This window comes from Stenotrophomonas sp. K-6, from assembly GCF_056861555.1.
On record NZ_JBSPUC010000003.1, the window covers coordinates 248793 to 271104 of the forward strand.

A 22312-nucleotide genomic window follows, 5' to 3' on the forward strand; every position below is an offset into this window, starting at 1 on the left:
TGGGAGGTCTTACAGGCCGAACAGCATGCGGCCCGGGTTTTCCAGCTGGTTCTTGATGTCCACCAGGAACTGGACCGAGTCCTTGCCATCGATGATGCGGTGATCGTAGGACAGCGCCAGGTACATCATCGGCGCGATCACGACCTGGCCGTTCTGGGCGATCGGACGCTCCTTGATGGCGTGCATGCCCAGGATGGCGCTCTGCGGCGGGTTGATGATCGGGGTCGACAGCAGCGAGCCGAAGGTGCCGCCGTTGGTCACCGTGAAGGTGCCGCCCTGCAGTTCTTCCAGGCTCAGCTTGCCGTCACGGGCCTTCTTGGCGTAGTCGGCGATGGTCTTTTCGATGTCGGCGAACGACATGCGCTCGACGTTGCGCAGCACCGGGGTCACCAGACCCTTCTCGGTCGACACGGCGATCGAGATGTCCGAGTAGCCGTGATAGATGATGTCGTCACCATCGATCGAGGCATTGACCAGCGGGAAGCGCTGCAGCGCGTTGGCGGCGGCCTTCACGAAGAAGCTCATGAAGCCCAGCTTGATGCCGTGGGCCTTGACGAACTCGTCCTGCAGCTCCTTGCGCGCGGCCGAGACCTTGGACAGGTCGACCTCGTTGAAGGTGGTCAGCATCGCGGTGCCGTTCTTGGACTGCATCAGTCGCTCGGCGATGCGCTTGCGGATGCGGGTCATCGGCACGCGCTCTTCCGGACGTGCGCCACCGGACTTGCCGGCGCCACCGTTGCGGGCGAAGTTGACGATGTCTTCCTTGGTCACCGCGCCGCGGCGGCCGGTGCCGTCCACGTCGGCCGGGTTCACGCCTTCGGTGATGGCGGTGAAGCGGGCGCCCGGGGGCAGGGAGTCGGCAGCGGACTTGGCGGCCGGTGCCGGCGCTGCGGCAGCGGCCGGAGCAGCCGCCTTGGCCGGTGCGGCCTCGGCCTTCTTCTCTTCCGCGGCCGGAGCCGGGGCATCGGCCACGGCGCCTTCTTCGATGATCGCCACAACCTGGCTGGAGGTCACGGTGGCGCCCACCTCGAACTTGATCTCCTTCAGCACGCCGTCGACCGGCGACGGCACTTCCAGGACGACCTTGTCGGTTTCCAGATCAAGCAGGTTTTCATCGCGCTTGACGGCATCGCCGACCTTCTTGTGCCAGGTGGCGATGGTGCCGTCGGCGACGGATTCGGGCAGTACCGGGGCTTTGACTTCGGTGGCCATGCGGGAGCTTCCTGGTTTGTCTTTTCTAGAATGAGGGGGAGAGTTATTCAGCGACCGAGTCGTTGAACGTGTTGACCAGGGCATCGGCGATCAGCTTCTGCTGTTCGATGATGTGGTCAGCCATGTGTCCAGCGGCCGGCGATGCCGAACGGGCGCGACCTGCGTAATGGATGCTCTGGCCATCGGCCAGGCACGCCTGCAGGTGGTGACGGATCTGGTACCAGGCACCCTGGTTCTGCGGTTCTTCCTGACACCACACCACATCGGCCGCCTTGCCGTACTTCTTCAGCTCTGCTGCCAGTGCCACGCGCGGGAACGGATACAGCTGTTCAACGCGGATGATGGCGACATCGTCCTGGCCACGCTTGGTCTGGTCTTCCAGCAGGTCGTAGTAGACCTTGCCCGAGCACAGCACCACGCGCTTGACCTTCTTGGTGTCTGCGTTGGCATCGCCGATCAGGTGCTGGAACTCGCCGTTGGCCAGCTCTTCCAGGGTCGACACGGCCAGCTTGTGGCGCAGCAGCGACTTGGGCGACATCACGATCAGCGGCTTGCGGGTGGTCATGCGCATCTGGCGACGCAGCATGTGGTACGCCTGCGCCGGGGTCGACGGCACGCACACCAGCATGTTCTCCAGCGCGCACAGCTGCAGGAAACGCTCCAGACGCGCGGAGCTGTGCTCCGGGCCCTGGCCTTCGTAACCGTGCGGCAGCAGCAGGGTCAGGCCGGTGATACGGCCCCACTTGGCTTCGCCGGCAGCAATGAACTGATCGATCACGACCTGGGCGCCGTTGGCGAAGTCGCCGAACTGGCCTTCCCAGATGCACAGGGTGTTCGGATCGGTGGTGGAGAAGCCGTACTCATAAGCCATCACCGCTTCTTCGCTGAGCAGCGAATCGATGATGGTGGCCTGTTCCGGCGACTCGACCAGCTGGCGCAGCGGCAGGTAATAGTTGTCGGTCTTCTGGTCGTGCAAAATCGCGTGGCGGTGCGTGAACGTACCGCGGCCCACGTCCTGGCCGACCAGGCGCAGGTTGTTGCCTTCGTCGAGGATCGTGGCGTAGGCCAGGTTCTCGGCAAAGCCCCAGTCGCCCGGGATCTCGCCGGCGGCCATCTTGCGGCGGTCGTCATAGACCTTGGCCACGCGCGAGTGCAGTTCCACGCCTTCGGGAACGGTGTTGATGATCTGCGCCAGCTGCTTGACCTTCTCCATGCCGACAGCGGTGGAGACCGCGTCGGAGAGCTTGCCGTTGAGCAGCTTGGGCCAATCCACGTACATCTTGCTGGTGGCCGGGGTCTTTTCGACTTGGGCCAGCTCGGTGGTGACTTCACCGGCATCGAGCTTGTTGCGGTAGGCATCGACCAGCGCCTTGCCGCCGCCGGCTTCGATCACGCCGGCCGCTTCCAGCGCCGCGGCGTACAGCTCGCGGGTGGTCTGGTGCTTGCGGATGACCTGGTACATCAGCGGCTGGGTGATCGCCGGTTCGTCGGCTTCGTTATGGCCCCAACGGCGGTAGCACATCAGATCGATGACCACGTCCTTGGCGAACTTCTGGCGGAACTCGAACGCCAGCTGGGCAGCAAACACCACGGCTTCCGGATCGTCGCCGTTCACGTGCAGCACCGGGGCGGCGATCATCTTGGCCACATCGGTGGCGTAGCGCGTGGAGCGCGTATCCAGCGGGTTGGAGGTGGTGAAACCAACCTGGTTGTTGACCACGATGTGCACCGTGCCACCGACGGCGAAGCCGCGGGCCTGGGACATCTGGAACAGCTCCATCACCACGCCCTGGCCGGAGAAGGCCGCGTCGCCGTGGATCAGGATCGGCATCACCTGCTTGCGGGCGGTATCGCCACGGCGTTCCTGGCGCGAGCGCACGCTGCCGGCCACGACCGGGTCGGCGATTTCCAGGTGCGACGGGTTGAACGCCAGCGCCAGGTGGACGGCGCCACCCGGGGTGGAGACGTCGGCCGAGAAGCCCATGTGGTACTTCACGTCGCCGGCGGAGGCGTGGTCGTCGTGTTCGAACTTGCCTTCGAACTCGTCGAACAGCTTGCGCGGGCTCTTGCCGAGGGTGTTGACCAGCACGTTCAGACGGCCGCGGTGGGCCATGCCGATCACCACGTCCTTGACGCCATCCTTGCCGGCATCACGGATGATGGTGTCCATCATCGGGATCAGCGAGTCGCCGCCTTCCAGCGAGAAGCGCTTCTGGCCGACGTACTTGGTGTGCAGGTAGCGCTCCAGACCCTCGGCAGCCGTCAGGCGCTCCAGGGTGCGGCGCTGGGTATCGGCATCCAGGTTGTAGCTGCCACCGGCCAGTTCCAGGCGCTGGTACAGCCACTGGCGCTGCTCGACCTCGGAGATGTGCATGAACTCCGCACCGATCGAGCCGGTGTAGGTCTTCTTCAGGCGCTCCAGCAGATCGCGCAGTTTCATGCGCGGCTGGCCGGCGACGCCGCCGGTGCTGAACTCACTGCCCAGGTCGCTTTCCGACAGGCTGTGGAACGGCAGGCCCAGATCCGGCGGATTGGTCGGCGCGGTCAGGCTCAACGGGTCCAGGCGGGCGGCCATGTGGCCACGCGAACGGTAGGCGGTGATCAGGCGACCGACATTGCGCTCGCGCTCGTCGCCGGCACCGGCGGCGGCCGTGCCGCTCTTGACGGCATTCCTGGCGGCGTCGGCAATGTGGGCGATGACGGCCGAATGCGGAATATCACCGGCTTCGCGGCCCTGGAAGCCGTCGAAGTAGGTCTTCCATTTGGGATCGACACTGTCCGGAGAAACGAGGTACTGCTCGTACAGATCCTCGATATAGGAGGCGTTGCCGCCGGCGAGCTGCGAAGATTGCGCAAACTGCTTCAGTTGATTGTCCACGATGGAGAGTCGGATTCGCTTGTGGGGTAAGGCTTCGATGATCCGGCAGGGAAAAGTGAATAGCCCTGCGCGGGCGGTATCTAACACCCCAAATTGTACCCCCATCGAGACAGGAAGGGGCACCGTACGGTCCAGTGCGGGGCCTGCGGTGTCATTCCCAGACAGGTTCGGGACCGGGGTGTGAGCTACAGCCCGAGCGCGCGCAGCTCGCTGCAATCACGCGAACGTTCCCATACGCGCTGCAAACCGTCCTGCAACGGTCGCGAACGTGCCGGTTGGGCCAACCCCGCCTCTCCCTCGACGCGATGCCCGCTACTACGAAAGTAGTAGTCGCCCGCGTCATTGAGCACGCAGGCAGAAGCGACGGCACGGTCGATGGGATCGCTCACCTCGCGCACCCGGAAGACGCTCGGCAGGCGCTGCAGCAGGCTCAGTACCGGCGAGCTGGCCTGACGGATGGCGGCGCTGTCGTGGACGATCAGCCAGGCCTGTTTGTCGTGGCGGGCAGTGGCGTAGCGGCGCAGGGCCTCCAGAACCGGCGGTGCATCGAGCAGACCGGGGTCGAGCTGGCGGCTGTGGATCCACAGCTGGCGGCGGGCACGGTGGACCAGGGCAGTGGTGATCGCCACCGCCTCGTCGGCACGGTCGATGGCGACCGCGCCGGTCAGCGCCAGCCGCATGTGCTGGTGAGCGATGCCGGCCTCTTGGAAGACCTCTCCCTCCGGCAGGAAGCCCTGCCGGGTGTAGAACACGCGGGCCGGCAACTGCGCATGCAGCCCGACCTCGCGCCAGCCACGGGCCCGGGCCTGATCGATCAGGGCCTGCAGCAGGGCGTCGCCGACGCCTTTGCTACGCCATGCCGCAAGCACCGCCATGCGGCCGATCCGGCCATCGGGGGTGAGCCGGCCGGCACCGATCGGCGTTCCATCGGTGTCCCGGGCAAGCACGTGCACGCTCAGGGGGTCGAGCGCGTCGATCTCCAGTTCGGCCGGCACCTGCTGTTCGTCGACGAACACGGCGAACCGCACCCGGTGCAGCGCGGCGTGCTGCGCCGGGTAATCGACCACGTCAACCTGGAAACCAAGGGCGGCCATGGCGGGTGGGCGGATCAGCCGCGCGGGGGCTCGTCCTTGCCGTCGGTCTCGTCGCTGTCGTCGAAATCCACGATCACTTCGATGCCGTCGTTATGGATGGTGACCTCGTGCACGTCGGCCTGGGTGGCCTCGTCATCGATGACCTCGACCGCGTCGGTGCCGTCGACGATGTCGTACTCGGCGACGTAGTCGTCTTCGTCCTCGAACCCGGCATCGTCCACCAGTTGGTAGAAGCCGCCGGCGACCAGCGCCTGCACGGCATCACGGCCCTTGGCCGAGAGCTTCTGGTACAGCGCCGCGCCGATCTGTTCGGTGCCGGCCAGTACCTGGGCATCCTTGACCGGCAGCGCGAAGTCCAGCCCGCTGCAGTACAGGCTGGCGCCACGCTTGGCACGGCGCCAGGCCAGCCGCGCCCACGGGTGGCGCTGCAGTTCCACGCCCGCGCCCAGCGCAGCTTCGATCTCTTCGCGCGGCAGCGGCTCGCCGTGCGCCATCACTTCCCCGGCGGCGCGGTAGGTAGTGATGAAGCGGCCGAACCAGTCACCCAGCTTGTCCGGGTCGTTCATGCGGATCGCATTGAGCGCTTCGACCACGCGGTTCATCGAGACCACGTCGATTTCGTTCGGGTCCTCGGGCACCTTCAGGTCCGGATCCTGATAACGGATCGACTCGTCGGCGCCGTCGATGAGGGTGTCGAGGTAGTCGCTGATCAGCTCTGCCGATGCCGGGGCGCGCATGCCGAAGGAGAAGGTCAGGCAGGGGTCTTCGGCGACCCCGTTGTGCGGCACGTTCGGCGGCAGGTACAGCATGTCGCCCGGGGCCAGCACCCAGTCGTGGGTCGGCTTGAAGCGGCGCAGCAGCTTGAGTTCGACGTCATCGCGGAAGTCCAGCGGCGGGCGCTTGCCCTTGATCGATTCGCTGGCGTCGATCTGCCAGCGGCGGTGGCCGTAAGCCTGCAGCAGGAAGACGTCGTACTGGTCGACGTGGGCGCCGACCGAGCCGCCGGTGGCGGCGAAGCTGATCATCACGTCATCCATGCGCCAGCGCGGCAGGAAGTTGAAGTGGCTGATCAGGGCGCGCACGTCGGCGTCCCACTTGTCCACGTCCTGGACCAGCAGGGTCCAGTCGTGGTCGGGCATGCCCGGGAACTCCTCTTCCTGGAACGGGCCGGTACGCACGCTCCAGCCATCGGTGGCGCGATCGTGGGTGATCAGGCGCGACAGGGCGCCTTCCTCGCAGGCCAGGCCAGCGAGGTCTTCAGGCTGGACCGGCGTTTCGAAATCGGGAAACGCGCCGCGGATGAGCAGCGGGCGCTTCTGCCAGTAGTCGCGCAGGAAGGTGGCGGCGGGCATGCCAAGCGGCAGGCCGGGGCGGGCCTGGACTTCGATGGCGGGAGTTTTGATCTTGCGTGCGGCCATGGGGGAGATCCTTGCAGCGTATAGACGGGTATTCGGGGGCGCGGCCGTGCCACGCCCATGCCTTCAGATTGCCTTGGCCAGGTCCGCCGCCAGGCCGATGTAGCCGCCCGGGGTCAGCGCGCGCAGGCTCTGCTTGGCGTCGGCCGGCAGATCCAGGGATTCGACGAAGGCCTGCATCGATTCGGTGGTGATGCCCTGGCCACGGGTAAGGGCCTTGAGCTGTTCGTAGGGGTTGGGCAGGCCGTGGCGGCGCATGACGGTCTGCACGGCTTCAGCCAGCACTTCCCACGCGGCGTCCAGATCGGCATCCAGGCGTTCCGGGTTCACGGTCAGCTTGCCCAGGCCCTTGGCCAGCGAATCCAGGGCGACCTGGGTGTGGCCGAAGGCGGTGCCGACCGCACGCAGCACGGTGGAATCGGTCAGGTCGCGCTGCCAACGGCTGATCGGCAGCTTGGCGCTGAAATGCTCGAACAGGGCGTTGGCGATGCCGAAGTTCCCTTCGGCGTTCTCGAAGTCGATCGGGTTGACCTTGTGCGGCATGGTCGAGGAGCCGACTTCGCCTTCCTTCAGCTTCTGCTTGAAGTAGCCCAGCGAGATATAGCCCCAGACGTCGCGGGCCAGATCGATCAGGATGATGTTGGCGCGGCGCGCCGCATCACCGATTTCGGCGACGTTGTCATGCGGCTCGATCTGGGTGGTGTACGGGTTGAACACCAGGCCGAGGCTTTCCACGAAGCGCTGGGCGAAGGTCGGCCAGTCCACGTCCGGGTAGGCGATGACGTGGGCGTTGTAGTTGCCCACCGCGCCGTTGATCTTGCCGGTCAGCTCCACCGCGGCGATCTGGCGGCGCTGGCGCTCCAGGCGGGCCACGACGTTGGCCACTTCCTTGCCCAGCGTGGTCGGCGAAGCGGTCTGGCCGTGGGTGCGCGACAGCATCGGCTGGGCGGCCTGGGCGTGGGCGAGGGCGCGCAGCACGCCGGCGATGTTGTCCAGCGACGGCAGCAGCACCTCGCGGCGGGCCTGCTCGAGCATCAGGCCATAGCTGAGGTTGTTGATGTCCTCACTGGTGCAGGCGAAATGCACGAACTCCAGCGCCGGGCCCAACTCGGCATCGGCGGTGAGCTGTTCCTTGATGAAGTACTCCACGGCCTTGACGTCGTGGTTGGTGGTGCGCTCGATCTCCTTCACCCGCGCGGCGTGGGCCGGGGCGAAATCGTCGGCCAGGGCGCGCAGGCGGGCGGTGGCAGCGGCCGAGAACGGGGCCAGTTCGACGATGCCCGGCTCATTGGCCAGCGCCAGCAGCCATTCCACTTCCACCTTCACGCGGGCCTTGATCAGGCCGTATTCGGAGAAGATCGGGCGCAGGGCGTCGACCTTGCCGGCGTAGCGGCCATCGAGCGGGGACAGGGCGAGCAGGGCGAATTCGGACATGGCAGGGCGCAGATCGGTGGCAGCGGGGGCCGCCATTCTACGCTGCCCCGGCGTCCTCGGCCTGTGCCATGCGCACCGTCACCGCCTGGATCCGGTGCCCGGCCATGCGCTTGATCGTGAACAGGTGCCCGTCGATTTCCAGCTGCTCGCCTTCCTCGGGCAGGCGCTGGAGCTGGTGCACGATCAGCCCGCCGACCGAATTCAGATGGTCCGGTGCGCTCAGGTCATGGCCCAGCAGGCGCTCCAGCCGGAAGATGGAGGTCGAGCCGGCCACCAGCAGGGTGCCGTCCGCGCCGCGGGTGGGGGCATCCTTGACGATATGCGGGTGCTCGTCCTCGATATCGCCGACCACCACTTCCAGCAGGTCCTCCAGGGTGAAGTAGCCCAGGATGCGGCCGTGCTCTTCCACGCACAGGGCGAGGTGGGTGGTGCCGGTACGGAAGCGCTCGAGCACCAGCGGCACCGGAGTCTCCAGCGCGATCAGGTTGGCCGGGCGCAGCAGCGGGCGCAGATCGTCGGTCGGATTGCCGCGGGCGATCTCCACCAGCAGGTCCTTCATGTGCAGGATGCCCAGCACTTCCTCGCCGTCGCGGTCGAACCACGGGTAGCGGCTGTAGCGGCTCTCGGCGAACTCGGCCATGACATCGGCCAGGCTCATCCCGTCGCGGAACGAACGCATATGGTCGCGCGAGCGCATCAGGTCGCCGGCCACCAGCTCGGGCAGTTCCAGTGCATGGCTCATCAGCGTGAGGTCCTGGTCCGGCGCGGTGCCGGTGGGCTGCTGACGGCCCACGATGAGCTTGAGTTCCTCGCGGGAGTAGCGGTGCGAGGTGTGCTCCACATCGCCCCAGCCGGCCGCTCTCAGCAGCGCGTTGGCGCTGTTGTTGAGCAGCCAGATGGCCGGGTACATCGCCCAGTAGAACAGGTACAGCGGTGCGGCCGTCCACAGCGACATCGCTTCGGGACGGCGGATCGCCATCGATTTCGGGGCCAGTTCGCCGAGCACGATGTGCAGGAACGAGATGATGCTGAAGGCGATGATGAAAGCAGTCAGGCGCGAGGCTTCCGGGGTCAACCCGAGCGTATCGAACAACGGCTGCAGCAGGTGCGCGAACGCCGGTTCGCCGACCCAGCCCAGGCCCAGCGAGGACAGCGTGATGCCCAGCTGGCAGGCGGACAGATACGCATCCAGGTGCGAATGCACGTTGAGCAGCAGGCGGCCGCGCCAGCCGTTGTTGTCGGCCAGGCCGACGGCCTGGGTGTGGCGCAGCTTGACCAGGGCGAACTCGGCGGCCACGAAGAAGCCGTTGAGCACCACCAGCAGCAGCGCCAGCGCAAGGAGCAGGAGGTTGCCGATCATTCGCGACCCCACAGCATGGCTGCCAAGGCGAGAACGGCACCCGCGGTCGCCAGGGCGGCGAGGGCGGTCATCGGTGCGTGCGCGGCGGCACGCCCGGTACTACTGTCGGGATCGTCACCCATGGGGGCGGCAGTCTGTCTGAATGGAAACGAATCCCGAGTCTAGCCGATCAGTTGCTTTCTTGGGTTTCAGCGGCGCTTGAGAGTATCGTGATGTGCGCCGCCAGCCAGGGAATCAGGCCCGTTGCCAGCCGCAGGTTCCCTTTCATCCACGAAAGACGTGCGGAGTTGATGCAATGAGCAAGGGTTTCAGGATTGAACACGACAGCATGGGCGAGCTGCAGGTGCCCGCCGATGCGTTGTGGGGCGCGCAGACCCAGCGCGCCGTCGATAATTTCCCCGTGTCGGGCCAGCGCATGCCGCGTGGATTCATCCGCGCGCTCGGCCTGGTCAAGGGTGCTGCCGCGAACGTCAACGTCGAGCTCGGCCATCTGCCGCGCACCATCGGCAAGGCCATCGAAGCGGCGGCCGCGGAAGTTGCCGATGGGCGCCATGACGCGCACTTCCCGATCGATGTGTACCAGACCGGTTCGGGCACCTCCTCGAACATGAATGCCAATGAGGTCATCGCCACGCTCGCCAACCGCGCCGGAAAGGCCGGCAAGACCGCGGTGCATCCCAACGATCACGTCAACCAGGGGCAGAGCTCCAACGATGTGATTCCCACCGCGTTGCGGGTCTCGGCGCTGCTCGGTGTGCATGAGCAGCTGCTGCCCTCGCTGGTGCACCTGCGCAAGACCATCGACAAGCGCGGCCGCGCGCTGCGCAAGGTGGTCAAGACCGGGCGCACCCATCTGATGGATGCGATGCCGCTGACCTTCGAGCAGGAATTCGGTGCGTGGTCGGCGCAGTTGTCCTCCGCGCAGGAGCGCATCGAAGACAGCCTCAAGCGTCTGCGGCGCCTGCCGCTGGGCGGCACGGCGATCGGGACCGGCATCAATGCCGATCCGCGTTTCGGCGCGCAGGTGGCCAAGCAGCTCAAGCAGCAGACCGGCATCAAGTTCGACAGCGCCGAGAACAAGTTCGAAGGCCTCGCCGCGCAGGACGATGCGGTTGAGCTGTCCGGCCAGCTCAACGCGCTGGCCGTGGCCCTGATCAAGATTGCCAACGACCTGCGCTGGATGAATGCCGGGCCGCTGGCCGGGCTGGGCGAGATCGAACTGCCGGCACTGCAGCCGGGCAGCTCGATCATGCCGGGCAAGGTCAACCCGGTGATACCCGAAGCTACCGTGATGGTGTGTGCCCAGGTGATCGGCCACCATACCGCGATCACCGTGGCCGGCCAGACCGGCAACTTCCAGTTGAACGTGACGCTGCCGTTGATCGCGGCGAACCTGCTCGATGGCATCACCCTGCTGGCCAACATCACCCGTCTGCTGGCCGACACCGCGATCGCCGGACTGAAGGTACGCGAGGACCGCGTCCGCGAGGCACTGGATCGCAACCCGATCCTGGTGACGGCGTTGAACCCGATCATCGGCTACGAAAAGGCGGCCGCCATCGCCAAGCGCGCCTACAAGGAGCAGCGCCCGGTGCTGGACGTGGCCAAGGAAGACAGTGGCCTGTCCGAAGCCGAACTGCGCCGTCTGCTGGATCCGGCGGCGCTGACCGCCGGTGGCATCCATGCCGGCGGCGGCGGGGGCGGTTGAGCGCTCGCACTACCTGAAACGAAAAACGGGCCGAACGGCCCGTTTTTTTGCGCGAACTCAGTGGCGATCGGCCTGCAGATTGCCGAAGGTCTCGGTGTAATCCTTGAACTCGGGAATCTTCGTGATCAGGTCCGGCGGGATCGGCTGCATGCCGTCAGGTACCTGTATCTTCACCGAGCGCTTGGCCGGGTCCGGCGGGGCGTCGGTCAGCGTGTTCTGGCGCAGCACCTGCAGCTGGCCGAACATGCCCTGCAGCATCGCGTGCTGCTCCTGGTTGAGCGGGATCTCGATCTCATCGATCTTCATGTGCCCGTTGGGCAGGATGATGATGTTAGGCGCAGGCGCGCGGCGCACGGTGACCATGCCGTCGCTGACGGTGATCTTGGGCTTGCTGCGCTCGGCGCGGTGATTGCGGTACTCCTGATCGCAACCGGTGGCGACCAGGCAGAACAGGGCGAACAGCAACAGACTCAGCTTCTTCATGAGCAGGGCAACGCGTGCGGCGGGAGGGGAGATTGTAGTCCTCCCGCCCCCGGAAGGGCCTGCCTGCGACGCATCGTCGCAGGCAGTGCCGGGTTACTTGCCGCAGTCGTCGATGTCGCTCTGGTCCATCGTCGCATAGGGCTGGAAGGCCGGCAGGGCGGCCGCCAACGCTTGCTGTTTCGCCATCATGGCCGGCAGCAGCCCACACAGCTTCTGGGCCTGGTCCTCGATCTTCTTGGCCTCTTCATTCACCCGCGCTTCGATGCCCTGGGTGTCACCGGAGAACATGCCCCGGATCGCCTCACCGGCAGCTTTCACGCCCAGATTGGCGCCGGCTACGCCGATCTCCATGCCGGCGCCGGCCAGTGCTTCGACCTGCTTGCGGTAGTCCAGCAGCAGCGCACGCTGGTGGGCATCCACCGTGACCGCCTTGCCATCGATGAGCAGGTCACCCTGCGGGCTGATCTCCGCCTTCGGCGTCTTCCCGTTGGCGATGGAAATGTTGCCCTGGCTGATTTCCCGGCGGGCCTTGTCGGTGGCCTCCTGCACGGTCTTGCCAATGCCATCGGTATCCAGCGCGCTGGTGGCCGGGGCGGCGGCGCTCTGGTCGGCGGGGGCTTTGCCCTTGCCACTGTCGGGGGCGGTACAGGCTGCGATCGGCAGGCACAACAGCAGGGCAGGCAGCAGCAGTCGAGTCGTCATGATGCGTATCCGTCAGAGAAGGGGGGCTTACTTGCCGCGCGGCAGTTCAACCCGGCCGCGCACGTTGCTGTGGCGGATATCGCCGCTGCCGCTGTTGGCCACGCGCAGGTCGCCGCCGACATCGCGGACGGTGACATCGCCCGACCCATGACGGTCCACGGTGACGCTGCCGCCGATATCGCGCAGGTCGGTGTCGCCGGAGCCGACGGTGCCGACGCGTACATTGCCTTTGGCTTTGCGCACGTCGGTATCACCGGAGCCGACCACGCCGATCTCGACGTTGCCACCGACCGTATCCAGCTCGAAATCACCCGAGCCGATGGTGCCGACCTTCGCATCACCGCGCACGTTGCGGGCCTTGAAATCGCCGGAACCGATCGAGAGCAGGTTCAGTGCACCGGCACCGCCGAGGATGACATCGCCCGAGCCGACCGCGGCGGTCACCAGGCCTTTGATCTCCTGCAGCTTGATGTCACCCGAACCGACGTCGGCGCTCAGCGAGTGCGCACCGGTGACGCTGGCATCGCCCGAGCCGACCTTGAGTTGGACCAGGATGGTGTCCGGCACGGTGCCGCGCATGTCCAGGTAGGCATAGCTGCTGCCGCTGATGGTGAGCGTGTTGCGGCCCTCGCGCTGCAGGCGCACGACCAGCTTGTCGCCGACCTTCTGCTGGGTCACGGTCAGTTCGCGCAGCCAATCCGCATTGGAGGCGCAGGCGCGCCCCCCGAGTTGGGCCGCGCCCGGGCCGGCCTGGAGCACCAGATCGTGCTGGTTCACTTCGAACACCACCGCCTTGGCGCCGGCCAGGTCGAGCTTGAGGTCACGGGCTTCGTTGAACGTGCACTGCGGCTCATTGGCGAGCGCGGTCAGCGGCAGCAACAGCAGGGAAGCAACAGCGAACGTGCGGATCATGGGTGATTCCTCGATGAGGGGCAGGGATCAGATTTCGCCGGCGCGGCGGCGCAGGCGGATGGCCAGGAACAGGAACACCACGCCGATGGCGGCGCCGATCCACAGTTCCGGCATCGCGAAGGCGGCCAGCTGATGGCTCGGGCCCAGCTCATTGACCAGGTTGTCCATGTTGCCGCCGGTACCGCTGAACATCGATTCGCCGCGGTAGAACTGGTCGGTGGCCGGCACCGCGCTGAGCAGCAGACGGCCGACGATGTGCTTCCAGAACCAGCCACCGGTCAGGTCGAACAGGGTCATGACCTTGGTGGTGCTGACGATGATGCCGGCGAACAGCGGCAGCATGACGGCCCACAGGAACGGCTTGGTTTTGGCCCAGGCCGAGCACAGCAGCAGCCAGCCGACGGTCGGCAACGCCCAGAGCAGGTAGACCGGAATCCAGGACAGATGGCCGGCGATGATGGTCAGTGGGCTGGCCGGTCCCCAGATCAACATCATCGGGTCGCCGCCGTGAGCGATCACCACGATGGAGATCATCACCAGGAAGCCGAACATGGTCAGGGCCGAGGCGATCACCGCGATGATCGGCGCGATCAGCAGGGCGCTCAGCGCCTTGGACAGGACGGTGGAGGTATCCGACAGCGGCAGCGACTTCCAGAACAGGATGCTGCGGTCGCGGCGGTCATCGTACAGGGCGCCCAGGCAGTAGAAGAACACCACGAAGGCGAGCACGATCAGCGGCCAGCCCGAGCTCAGGATCAGGGTGAGGTCCAGCCCGTTGGCCAGGTCGTGCAGGTCCTTGGCATCCAGCTTGCTGGTCAGCAGACTCAGGTCCAGGCCGTTGATGTTGACGCTTTCATTGTCGATCTGGATGCCGCCGCTCTTGACCGCACGGTGCATGGCCACCAGGCCGAACACGATGCCAAGCAGGCTCATCACCAGTGAGATGCCGCCGGCGATCACCGGCGCATACAGGAACCCGCCGCGGTTTTCCCAGTGCTCACGCTTGAGCAGCCACTTGAACGCGCTGGCCTTGCTGATGGGGTGGTTGACGGTGTTCATGCGTAGGTTCCCTTCATGATGGCCACGAACAGATCCGCCAGCCCGGGGCTGCGGATTTCGCCCAGGGGCGTGAGCTGGGCGCGTGGCACCCCGTCGAACAGCAGCACGGTCTTGCCGAAGGGCAGGGCGCGGTCGTCGATCGGCTTGAGCGCGCGTGCAGCCTCCACGGTGTCGGCCGAGACGAGGACTTCGGTATAGCGCTCGCCGATGTCTTCCATATCGGTGGTGAGCACGATGCGGCCGTCACGGATGAACATCACATCGGTGAGGATGTGCTCGATCTCCTCCACCTGGTGGGTGGTAACGATGATCGTCTTCTGCTCATCGAAGTAATCCTCCAGCAGACGCTGGTAGAACTCCTTGCGGTACAGGATGTCCAGGCCCAGGGTCGGTTCGTCCAGCACGAGCACCTTGGCATCGATGGCCATCACCAGCGCCAGGTGCAGCTGCACGATCATGCCCTTGGACAGTTCGCGTACGCGCTGCTTGGGGTGCAGCTTGGTGGAGGCCAGGAAGCGCTCGCAGCGCGCCCGGTCGAAACGCGGATGGGTGCCGGCGACGAAATCGATCGCCTCGCGCACCTTCATCCAGCGCGGCAGCACGGCCACGTCGGCGATGAAGCAGACATCGTTCATCAGGGCATTGCGCTGCTCGCTCGGGTCCAGACCGAGCACACGCAGCGCGCCTTGCACCGAGGTCAGGCCGAGCAGCGCCTTGAGCAGGGTGGTCTTGCCGGCGCCGTTGGGGCCGATCAGGCCGGTGATGCGGCCGGGCGCGATCGTGAAACTGGTGTTGTCCAGCGCCACGGTCTGTTTGTAGGCCTTGCGCAGGCCTCGAGCGGAAATGACGACATCACTTGCAACGGCATTCATGAGGATTTCCCCTGGGGCAGCAATTCGTCGAGGTTCAGGCCCAGGCGCTGGATGCGCTCCAGCACCAATGGCCATTCTTCATTGAGGAAGCGGTCGCGCTCGCTGCTGCGCAGCTGCGTGGCCGCTTCCTCGGTCATGAACATACCCAGGCCGCGGCGCTTCTCGACCAGGCCTTCGTCGGCCAGTTCCTGGTAGGCGCGCGATACGGTGATGGGGTTGAGCTGGTACTCGGCGGCAACCTGCCGGACCGAGGGCAGGGCGTCGCCGGGCTTGATGATGCCGTCAAGCATCATGGCGATCACGCGCTCCTTCAGCTGGCGGTAGATCGGAGCACCATCGCTCCATTGAATATCGCTCATGGTCAGCTCCGTGGGTTCAGCGACTGCGCGAATGAGAAGTAAGGCATGGACAGGGAGCTGTGCAGCCGGCGGGGGGGCGTAGGGGCGCCGTTGGCGTTCCCTGCCTCGATGACGCCTGCGTCCTGCGGGCCTTCAAACAAATCTGCGCTGGTGGCAGGGCTGCCAGCGTCACCGGAGGGGAGGCCGAACCAGCCGAGCAACAACAACGCCGAGGCGGCGGTGATGGCTTTGGTGGTGTGGCGGTGGCGCATGCGGTTCATGGGCTTCCCCTGTCTAGGTGACTGGTGTTGTATGCAACTATAACACCGGCACGCCCAAGGTCAACAGGGGGGCGTACCCAACTGATGGCAGGGGGCGTATGACAGGCATGCGTTGATCGTAAGGTGTTGAATTTAAATGGATAGGTGTCTGAGCGGGCGGGCGTTTTCTGCCAGCGCACATTCATTGATGTCAATGGTATGGCAAGCAATGGGCGCATTCAGGTGATGTCTGCAGGATCCCTGTCATCGAGCAGACACGGCCAGAAACGGCAAAGCGGCGCCCGAACACTGCTCCCTTCAGTGGGCCGGCCTACGGCCATCCGGCGGCAAAAACAGCGGTGATATAGTGCCGCCGCGGCCTTGGCAGCCCTTGCCGGGCCGGTTGAGCGCTCGTTTTCCCACCTTGGAGTGTCGCGATGCATTACGTGTCTCTGTTGTCGCCCGTCCGTCGCGACCTTGCCCGGCGCGGGTCGCTGTTGCTGCTGGCCGTCGGCCTGCTGGTGGGCGCGTCGGCCCAGGCGGCCGATCTGCTGGATGTGACCTACCGGCCCCTGGCGGGCAAGGGTGAGGTCAATCTGGCCAAGCAGTACGGTGGCAAGGTGCTGTTGGTGGTCAATACGGCCAGCAAGTGCGGTTACACCCCGCAGTACGAAGGCTTGGAAGCCCTGCAGCGCAAGTACAGCGCACGCGGGTTCTCGGTGCTGGGCTTCCCGTCCAATGACTTCAAGGGCCAGGAGCCGGGCGACGAGGCCCAGATCCAGGAGTTCTGCACGCTGACCTACGGCGTGAAGTTCCCGATGTTCCAGAAGGTGGTGGTGACCGGACCGGAAGCGACGCCGCTCTACCGCAGTCTTGCCACCGCCACGGGCGTGTCGCCGGGCTGGAACTTCCACAAGTATCTGATCAGTCGCGATGGCCGGGTGGTGGCGCAGTTCCCGAGCAAGGTCACGCCGGACGATCCGAAGCTCGTCGCGGCGATCGAACGTGAACTCTCTGTCACCGCCAACAAGCGCTGACGATATCGACATCTCGGACGCGCGTGCGACAATGGTTGCTTTCGCGCCGACGTCGGCGTCCAGTCACTTCCAGGAATGCAGCGAATGAAGATGGGAATGCGCGGCGCCGCGGCGTCGGTTCTGATTCTGGCGATGGGTGCCACCGGTACCGCGATGTCGCAACAACCAGCCGCCCGCGCGGCTGTCAAGGAGACTTCCACTTTGAACACCCAACGCGAAAAGCTTGGCTACGCCATCGGTATCGATGTCGCCAATTCGTTCGGACCGATTTCCAGCGAGATCGACCTGGCCGCCCTGCGCCGCGGTGTGACCAACGCCTTTGAAGGCAAGCAGCCCCTGATCAGCCAGGAAGAAGCGCAGAAGACCGACGCTGCCCTGCGCCAGGCCGTGATGGCCAAGAACGGCCAGCCGGTGCCGGGTGTTGCGCCGGGTACCGCGCCGCCGAAGGTGGACCGCGAGAAGGTCGGCCTGATGCTGGGCAGCTTCGCCGTGGGCCCGTCGCTGGCACCGCTGAAGGATGATCTGGATCTGGACGCGTTGTTCGACGCGGTCAGCACCACGTTCAACAACGGCACCCCGAAGATGACCGCCGAGCAGGCCAAGGCCACGCTGGAAGGTTTCATGAAGGGCAAGCAGGCTGAGATGGAGGCCAAGTCCGCCGCCCAGGCTGGCACCAACCGCGTGGAAGGCAACAACTTCCTGGCCAAGAACAAGACCGTGCCGGGCGTGGTGACCACCGCCTCGGGCCTGCAGTACCAGGTGCTGCGTCCGGGTTCGGGCGAGCGCCCGATGCCGACCAGCAAGGTGCGCGTGAACTACGAAGGCAAGCTGCTCGACGGCACCGTCTTCGACAGCAGTTACCAGCGCGGCCAGCCGATCGAGTTCGGTCTGGACCAGGTGATCAAGGGCTGGTCGGAAGGTGTCTCGCTGATGCCGACCGGTTCCAAGTACCGCTTCTGGATTCCGGGCGAGCTGGCCTATGGCGAACAGGGCACCCCGGGTGGTCCGATCGGTCCGAACGCGACGCTGACGTTCGACGTCGAGCTGCTGAACGTCCTGCCGTAACGGATCTGGAGCCCCACCGCCCATGCGCGTTGCGATTTTCGGTACCGGCTACGTCGGTCTTGTCACGGGTACCTGCCTGGCCGAGGTTGGCCACCAGGTGATCTGTGTCGATATTGACCAGGCCAAGGTCGACGGTCTCAACAGCGGGATCATCCCGATCTATGAGCCCGGTCTGGAACCGATGGTCAAGGCCAACCACGCTGCGTCGCGGTTGACCTTCACCTCCGACGCCGCCGCCGCGATCGCGCATGGCCAGGTGATCTTCATTGCCGTGGGCACGCCACCGGACGAGGACGGCAGTGCCGACCTGCAGTACGTGCTGGCCGTGGCCCGCACCATCGGCCGGCACATCACGCTGCCGGTGGTGGTGGTGAACAAATCGACCGTGCCGGTAGGCACGGCCGACAAAGTCCGTGAGGCCATCGCAGAGGCGCTGGCCGAGCGCGGCGTGGAGATCGCGTTCGACGTGGTCTCCAACCCCGAATTCCTGAAGGAAGGTGACGCGGTCGCCGACTGCATGCGGCCGGACCGCATCGTGGTGGGCGCGTCCAACTCCGAGTCGGTCGCACTGATGCGCCGCCTGTATGCGCCGTTCAACCGCAACCACGACCGCGTGGTGGAGATGGATGTGCGCTCGGCGGAGCTGACCAAGTACGCGGCCAATGCGATGCTGGCGACCAAGATTTCGTTCATGAACGAAATCGCCAACATCGCCGAGAAGGTCGGTGCCGACATCGAGCAGGTCCGTCAGGGCATCGGCTCGGATCCACGCATCGGCTGGCACTTCATCTATCCCGGCGCCGGCTACGGCGGCTCGTGCTTCCCCAAAGATGTGCAGGCGCTGGCCCGGACCGCGCAGCAGTACGGCCATGAGCCGAAGCTGCTCAATGCGGTCGAAGCCGTCAACGAGCACCAGAAGGGTCATCTGTACGCCCTGATCCAGCGCCATTACGATCGTGGCGAGGACGAAGGCGTGCGCGGCAAGACCTTCGCGGTGTGGGGCCTGGCGTTCAAGCCCAACACCGATGACATGCGTGAAGCCTCCAGCCGCCGCCTGCTGGCGCAGCTCTGGGAGGCCGGTGCGCAGGTGCGCGCCTATGATCCGGAAGCGACCGGAGAAGCGCGCCGCATTTTCGGTGAGCGTGATGATCTGGTGTTCTGCGACAACGCGTACGACGCCCTCGAGGGCGCCGATGCGCTGGTCGTGGTGACCGAATGGAAGCAGTTCCGCAGCCCGGATTTCGTCCGCCTGCGCGAGATGCTCAACGATGCGGTCGTCTTCGACGGCCGCAATCTGTACGACCCGCAGGACATCGAAGCCGCGGGCCTGGCTTACTACGGCATTGGCCGGGGACGTTCGTTGAATGCATGAGTCCACACCCTCCGAGCGCGAACAGGCACTGGAAGCACGCCTGATCGAGCTGGAAATGCGCGTCTCCTTCCAGGAGCAGGCGCTGGCCGAACTGAGCGAGGCACTCGCTGATGCGCGCATGGAAGGCAACCGCAATGCCGACCTCACCCGCATCCTGCTTGAAGACCTCGGCAAGGTCCGCACCGCGTTGTATTCCGATTCGGCCGAAGAGCCGCCGCCTCCGCATTACTGATCTGACGTCATGAGCGATACTCTCCGCGACCAGCTGCTGGGCCTTGGCTTCAAAGCCCCGCCCAAACCCGAACGAACCAACGACCGCAAGCCGGATCGTCGACCCGATGCGCGCCGCGATGGCCGCCCGGCCGGCAAGCCGCAGGGCGCGCGCCCGGCCGGCAAGCCCGGTGAGGGGCAGCGTCCCGCCCGCGACGGTGACCGCCGCCCGCAGGGCAAGGGCCGTCCCGCCGGTGCCCGGCCGCCGCAGGGCGCAGCTGGCAAGCCGCGCTCGCGCGAGGACATCGATCTCGCCAAGGCCTATGCGATCCGTGCGCAGAAAGAAAAAGACGACCGCATCGAGGCCGAGCGGCTGAAGCAGGAAGAAGCGCGCGTCCGTCGCGAAGCCAAGGCGAAGCTGGAGGTCCTGCTGGAAGGCAAGTCCCTCAACGCTGAAGCGGCCGACATCGCGCGCCACTTCCCGTATGGCGGCAAGATCAAGCGCATCTACGTCACCGCCGATCAGCTCAAGGCGCTCAATGCCGGTGAGCTTGGCGTATTGCAGCAGAACGGTCGCTACGTGCTGGTGACCGCCGCAGTGCTGGCCGAGGCCGAAGCGGTGTTCGCACCGTCGGTGGCGCTGAAGGTCGACCCGGATGCACCGGCGGGCGAAGATCCGTACGCCGATCCGCAGTACCAGGTGCCCGACGACCTGGTCTGGTAATTCCAACCGGGTCGCAGCTCGGCGACCCTTCGTTTGCAGGGATGCGCATGACGGCTGACCCAAGTCGCGGCTATGTGCCGCACATCGACGGGCTGCGTGCCATCGCGGTGCTGGCGGTGATCGTCTTCCACCTGGACCCGGCCTGGTTGCCCGGTGGGTTCACCGGCGTGGACGTGTTCTTCGTGATCTCCGGCTTCGTGGTCAGTGCCTCGGTGCACCGGCTCCCGCCGTTGCCGTTGGGGCAGTCGCTGCTGCGCTTCTACTCGCGTCGGTTGCGTCGTATCGCGCCGGCGCTGCTGAGCTGCCTGCTGCTGACCGGTGTGGCCAGTGTCCTGCTCATTCCCGAGTCGTGGTTGAGCGAAGCCAGTGACATGACCGGTCTGATGGCCTTCGTGGGCCTCAGCAACTGGGTACTGGTGGGCGTAGGCACCGACTATTTCGCGCCGCGCGCGGAGTTCAACCCGTTTACCCATACCTGGTCGCTGGGCGTGGAAGAGCAGTTCTACCTGCTGTTCCCGCTGCTGTTCCTGTTCTGGAGCCGGGGAGGGCGCGGGCGCACGATCAGCGTGGGCCTGTTCGCGCTGGCCAGCGCGCTGTCCCTGGGGCACGCCATCCATGCCGGCAGCCATCCGGAATACGCAGTGCGGGCGTTCTATGCAACGACTACCCGGTTCTGGCAGCTCGGTGCAGGCGTGCTGCTGTTCCAGTGGCTGCATCTGCGCGAGCGCGATCCCGAGGCGGCGCGCGCGCCCGGCCGTTCGCGGCTGGCATGGTCGCTGTTGGCCTTGGTCGCACTCGGTGCGCTGGGCTGGAACCTGTGGTCGGCGCGGGCAGGGCATTCGCCCTGGCCGGATGGACTCTGGGCGGTCCTGGGTAGCGCCGGGCTGCTGCTGGCCTTGCATTACCACCCGCAAGCGTTGATCGGCAGGCTTCTGTCCAGCCCGCCGCTGCGGCGGATCGGGTTGTTGTCCTACTCGCTGTACCTGTGGCATTGGCCGGTGTTCGTGCTGATGCGCTGGACGGTAGGGGTGGAGACCGTCGGCCAGCGCGTGTTCGCCACAGCAGTGGTGGGGCTGCTGGCCTGGGTGTCCTGGCGTTGGGTCGAGCGGCCGTTCCGCGGGCCGTTGTCGCAGCGCCTCACCACCCGCCGGTGGGTGGTGGTGGGCGTGGCGGCCCTGTTCATTGGCGGGGGCCTGCAGGCCGTGCTGTATTCCCAGTCGGCACGGCTGTCGCTGAGTACGGTCAGCCGCCATCCACTGGACTGGTACCCGGACGGAAAGTCCGTTGCGGCAGACTACCCGGGCTGCGAACTGCGGGTGGGCAAGGCGCGCTTCGAGGCCGGTCGTGCCCGCACGTTCTCACGCGGTGAGTGTGATCGCCCGATGCCGCCGGGCATGCCGCGCAACGTGTTCGTGGCCGGCGATTCGCACGCGATGGCCTATAACGAACTGCTGCGCCGCCTGGCGCTGGAGACGGGCGCAACGGTGTGGCAATACGGCCGCGGCGGCTGCCCGCAGCTGGGCCTGCAGGAATGGCGTTGGGCTGCGCCCGACTGCCAAGGCTATGACACGGCGGTGCGTGCCGATATCGCACGCCACGCAACGCCCGGCGACGTGGTCCTGCTGGCCTCGCTGCGGGTGCCGCGTTTGTCCGATCAGTTCATCCTGTTCGACGCGCGCGAGCAGCGCGAGAGCGAACACAGCGAGCAGGGGTACGCTGGGCGTGCGGCCGAGGCTGAGCGCGCGATCGCGAGCTGGCGTCCGCTCGCCGACGCTGGGGTGCGCGTGGTGCTGGAAGCGCCCAAGCCGGTACTGCCCGCCCCGCCATACCGCTGCTCGGATCGGTTCAACGCCGACAACACGGTGTGCCGCAATGGTCTGCAGGTGCAACGCGACTGGATGGACGACTATCGCGCCCCGGCGCTGGTCGCGCTGCGGCGGGTGGCGTCCGGCTTGCCCGGTGCGGTGATCTGGGACCCGTTGCCGATCCTGTGTGACGCCGACGCCTGCCGTGCCCAGCGCGACGGACATCCGCTGTTCTTCGATGGCGACCATCTGAGCGGATACGGCAATCGGCTGCTGCTGCCCTCGTTGCAGGCAACGCTGGTGGCCACGCCGCACTGACAGCACGGCCGATGGCACGGTGGGGCGCTGGCATCGCAGCGCCCCCGGATGGCA

20 protein-coding genes are annotated in these 22312 nt (G+C 66.1%); 7 read left to right on the plus strand and 13 right to left on the minus strand.

Annotated elements, in window-relative coordinates:
* Positions 1 to 9: 9 nt before the first annotated feature.
* The 6 genes from sucB to AC13F7_RS11570 form a co-directional block, all read right to left on the minus strand.
* Complete coding sequence (sucB, locus tag AC13F7_RS11545; protein WP_481469421.1) at positions 10 to 1212, minus strand: dihydrolipoyllysine-residue succinyltransferase; 1203 nt, start codon at positions 1210 to 1212, stop codon at positions 10 to 12.
* Between the two features lie 43 nt (positions 1213 to 1255).
* Positions 1256 to 4090 (minus strand): 2-oxoglutarate dehydrogenase E1 component, encoded by a 2835-nt coding sequence (locus AC13F7_RS11550; protein ID WP_481469419.1) that lies wholly within the window; start codon positions 4088 to 4090, stop codon positions 1256 to 1258.
* Between the two features lie 185 nt (positions 4091 to 4275).
* Positions 4276 to 5184, minus strand: coding sequence for a GNAT family N-acetyltransferase (locus tag AC13F7_RS11555; protein WP_483000428.1), 909 nt, complete (start codon positions 5182 to 5184; stop codon positions 4276 to 4278).
* A gap of 14 nt (positions 5185 to 5198) precedes the next feature.
* A complete protein-coding gene (locus AC13F7_RS11560) occupies positions 5199 to 6602 on the minus strand; it encodes a ribosomal protein uL16 3-hydroxylase (protein WP_483000429.1) in 1404 nt (467 codons plus the stop codon).
* A 63-nt stretch (positions 6603 to 6665) separates the two neighbouring features.
* A complete protein-coding gene (gene purB, locus AC13F7_RS11565; RefSeq protein ID WP_483000430.1) occupies positions 6666 to 8033 on the minus strand; it encodes an adenylosuccinate lyase in 1368 nt (455 codons plus the stop codon).
* Between the two features lie 37 nt (positions 8034 to 8070).
* A complete protein-coding gene (locus tag AC13F7_RS11570) occupies positions 8071 to 9393 on the minus strand; it encodes a hemolysin family protein (RefSeq protein ID WP_483000431.1) in 1323 nt (440 codons plus the stop codon).
* A gap of 295 nt (positions 9394 to 9688) precedes the next feature.
* Between AC13F7_RS11570 and AC13F7_RS11575 the strand changes: the two genes are divergently transcribed.
* Complete coding sequence (locus tag AC13F7_RS11575) at positions 9689 to 11101, plus strand: class II fumarate hydratase (protein ID WP_481469410.1); 1413 nt, start codon at positions 9689 to 9691, stop codon at positions 11099 to 11101.
* Between the two features lie 57 nt (positions 11102 to 11158).
* On the opposite strand, the gene AC13F7_RS11580 is transcribed toward AC13F7_RS11575, so the two are convergent.
* From AC13F7_RS11580 to AC13F7_RS11610, 7 genes are all read right to left on the minus strand, one after another.
* Positions 11159 to 11584, minus strand: a complete 426-nt coding sequence (locus AC13F7_RS11580) for a hypothetical protein (RefSeq protein ID WP_481469408.1) — start codon at positions 11582 to 11584, stop codon at positions 11159 to 11161.
* Positions 11585 to 11677: 93 nt separating this feature from the next.
* Positions 11678 to 12286 carry a DUF2884 family protein gene (locus AC13F7_RS11585; RefSeq protein WP_483000432.1) on the minus strand — a complete coding sequence of 203 codons (609 nt, stop codon included), beginning with the start codon at positions 12284 to 12286 and terminating at the stop codon, positions 11678 to 11680.
* A gap of 27 nt (positions 12287 to 12313) precedes the next feature.
* A complete protein-coding gene (locus tag AC13F7_RS11590; protein WP_483000433.1) occupies positions 12314 to 13198 on the minus strand; it encodes a DUF4097 family beta strand repeat-containing protein in 885 nt (294 codons plus the stop codon).
* Between the two features lie 27 nt (positions 13199 to 13225).
* A complete protein-coding gene (locus AC13F7_RS11595; protein WP_483000434.1) occupies positions 13226 to 14257 on the minus strand; it encodes a hypothetical protein in 1032 nt (343 codons plus the stop codon).
* A complete protein-coding gene (locus AC13F7_RS11600; protein WP_483000435.1) occupies positions 14254 to 15129 on the minus strand; it encodes an ABC transporter ATP-binding protein in 876 nt (291 codons plus the stop codon). Before AC13F7_RS11600 ends, AC13F7_RS11595 begins: the two co-directional genes overlap by 4 nt.
* Complete coding sequence (locus AC13F7_RS11605; protein ID WP_019185943.1) at positions 15126 to 15488, minus strand: GntR family transcriptional regulator; 363 nt, start codon at positions 15486 to 15488, stop codon at positions 15126 to 15128. Before AC13F7_RS11605 ends, AC13F7_RS11600 begins: the two co-directional genes overlap by 4 nt.
* A gap of 2 nt (positions 15489 to 15490) precedes the next feature.
* Entirely contained in the window at positions 15491 to 15748 is a 258-nt protein-coding gene (locus AC13F7_RS11610) for a hypothetical protein (RefSeq protein ID WP_481470824.1), read from the minus strand.
* A 416-nt stretch (positions 15749 to 16164) separates the two neighbouring features.
* On the opposite strand from AC13F7_RS11610, the gene AC13F7_RS11615 reads away from it, so the two are divergent.
* The 6 genes from AC13F7_RS11615 to AC13F7_RS11640 all read left to right on the plus strand — a co-directional run bounded on the left by AC13F7_RS11615 (position 16165) and on the right by AC13F7_RS11640 (position 22258).
* Positions 16165 to 16764, plus strand: coding sequence for a glutathione peroxidase (locus AC13F7_RS11615; RefSeq protein WP_483000436.1), 600 nt, complete (start codon positions 16165 to 16167; stop codon positions 16762 to 16764).
* Between the two features lie 84 nt (positions 16765 to 16848).
* The gene (locus AC13F7_RS11620; protein WP_481470822.1) at positions 16849 to 17829 is read left to right on the plus strand and encodes an FKBP-type peptidyl-prolyl cis-trans isomerase N-terminal domain-containing protein; all 981 of its coding nucleotides are present in this window, start codon (positions 16849 to 16851) and stop codon (positions 17827 to 17829) included.
* 22 nt (positions 17830 to 17851) lie between these two features.
* Complete coding sequence (locus AC13F7_RS11625; protein WP_483000440.1) at positions 17852 to 19201, plus strand: UDP-glucose dehydrogenase family protein; 1350 nt, start codon at positions 17852 to 17854, stop codon at positions 19199 to 19201.
* Positions 19194 to 19433, plus strand: a complete 240-nt coding sequence (locus AC13F7_RS11630; RefSeq protein ID WP_019185948.1) for a SlyX family protein — start codon at positions 19194 to 19196, stop codon at positions 19431 to 19433. The genes AC13F7_RS11625 and AC13F7_RS11630 overlap by 8 nt, the downstream gene beginning before the upstream one ends.
* 9 nt (positions 19434 to 19442) lie before the next feature.
* Positions 19443 to 20135: a DUF2058 domain-containing protein gene (locus tag AC13F7_RS11635; RefSeq protein WP_483000446.1), complete on the plus strand. Its 693-nt coding sequence runs from the start codon at positions 19443 to 19445 to the stop codon at positions 20133 to 20135.
* 47 nt (positions 20136 to 20182) lie between these two features.
* Complete coding sequence (locus AC13F7_RS11640) at positions 20183 to 22258, plus strand: acyltransferase family protein (protein WP_483000449.1); 2076 nt, start codon at positions 20183 to 20185, stop codon at positions 22256 to 22258.
* Positions 22259 to 22312: the final 54 nt, after the last annotated feature.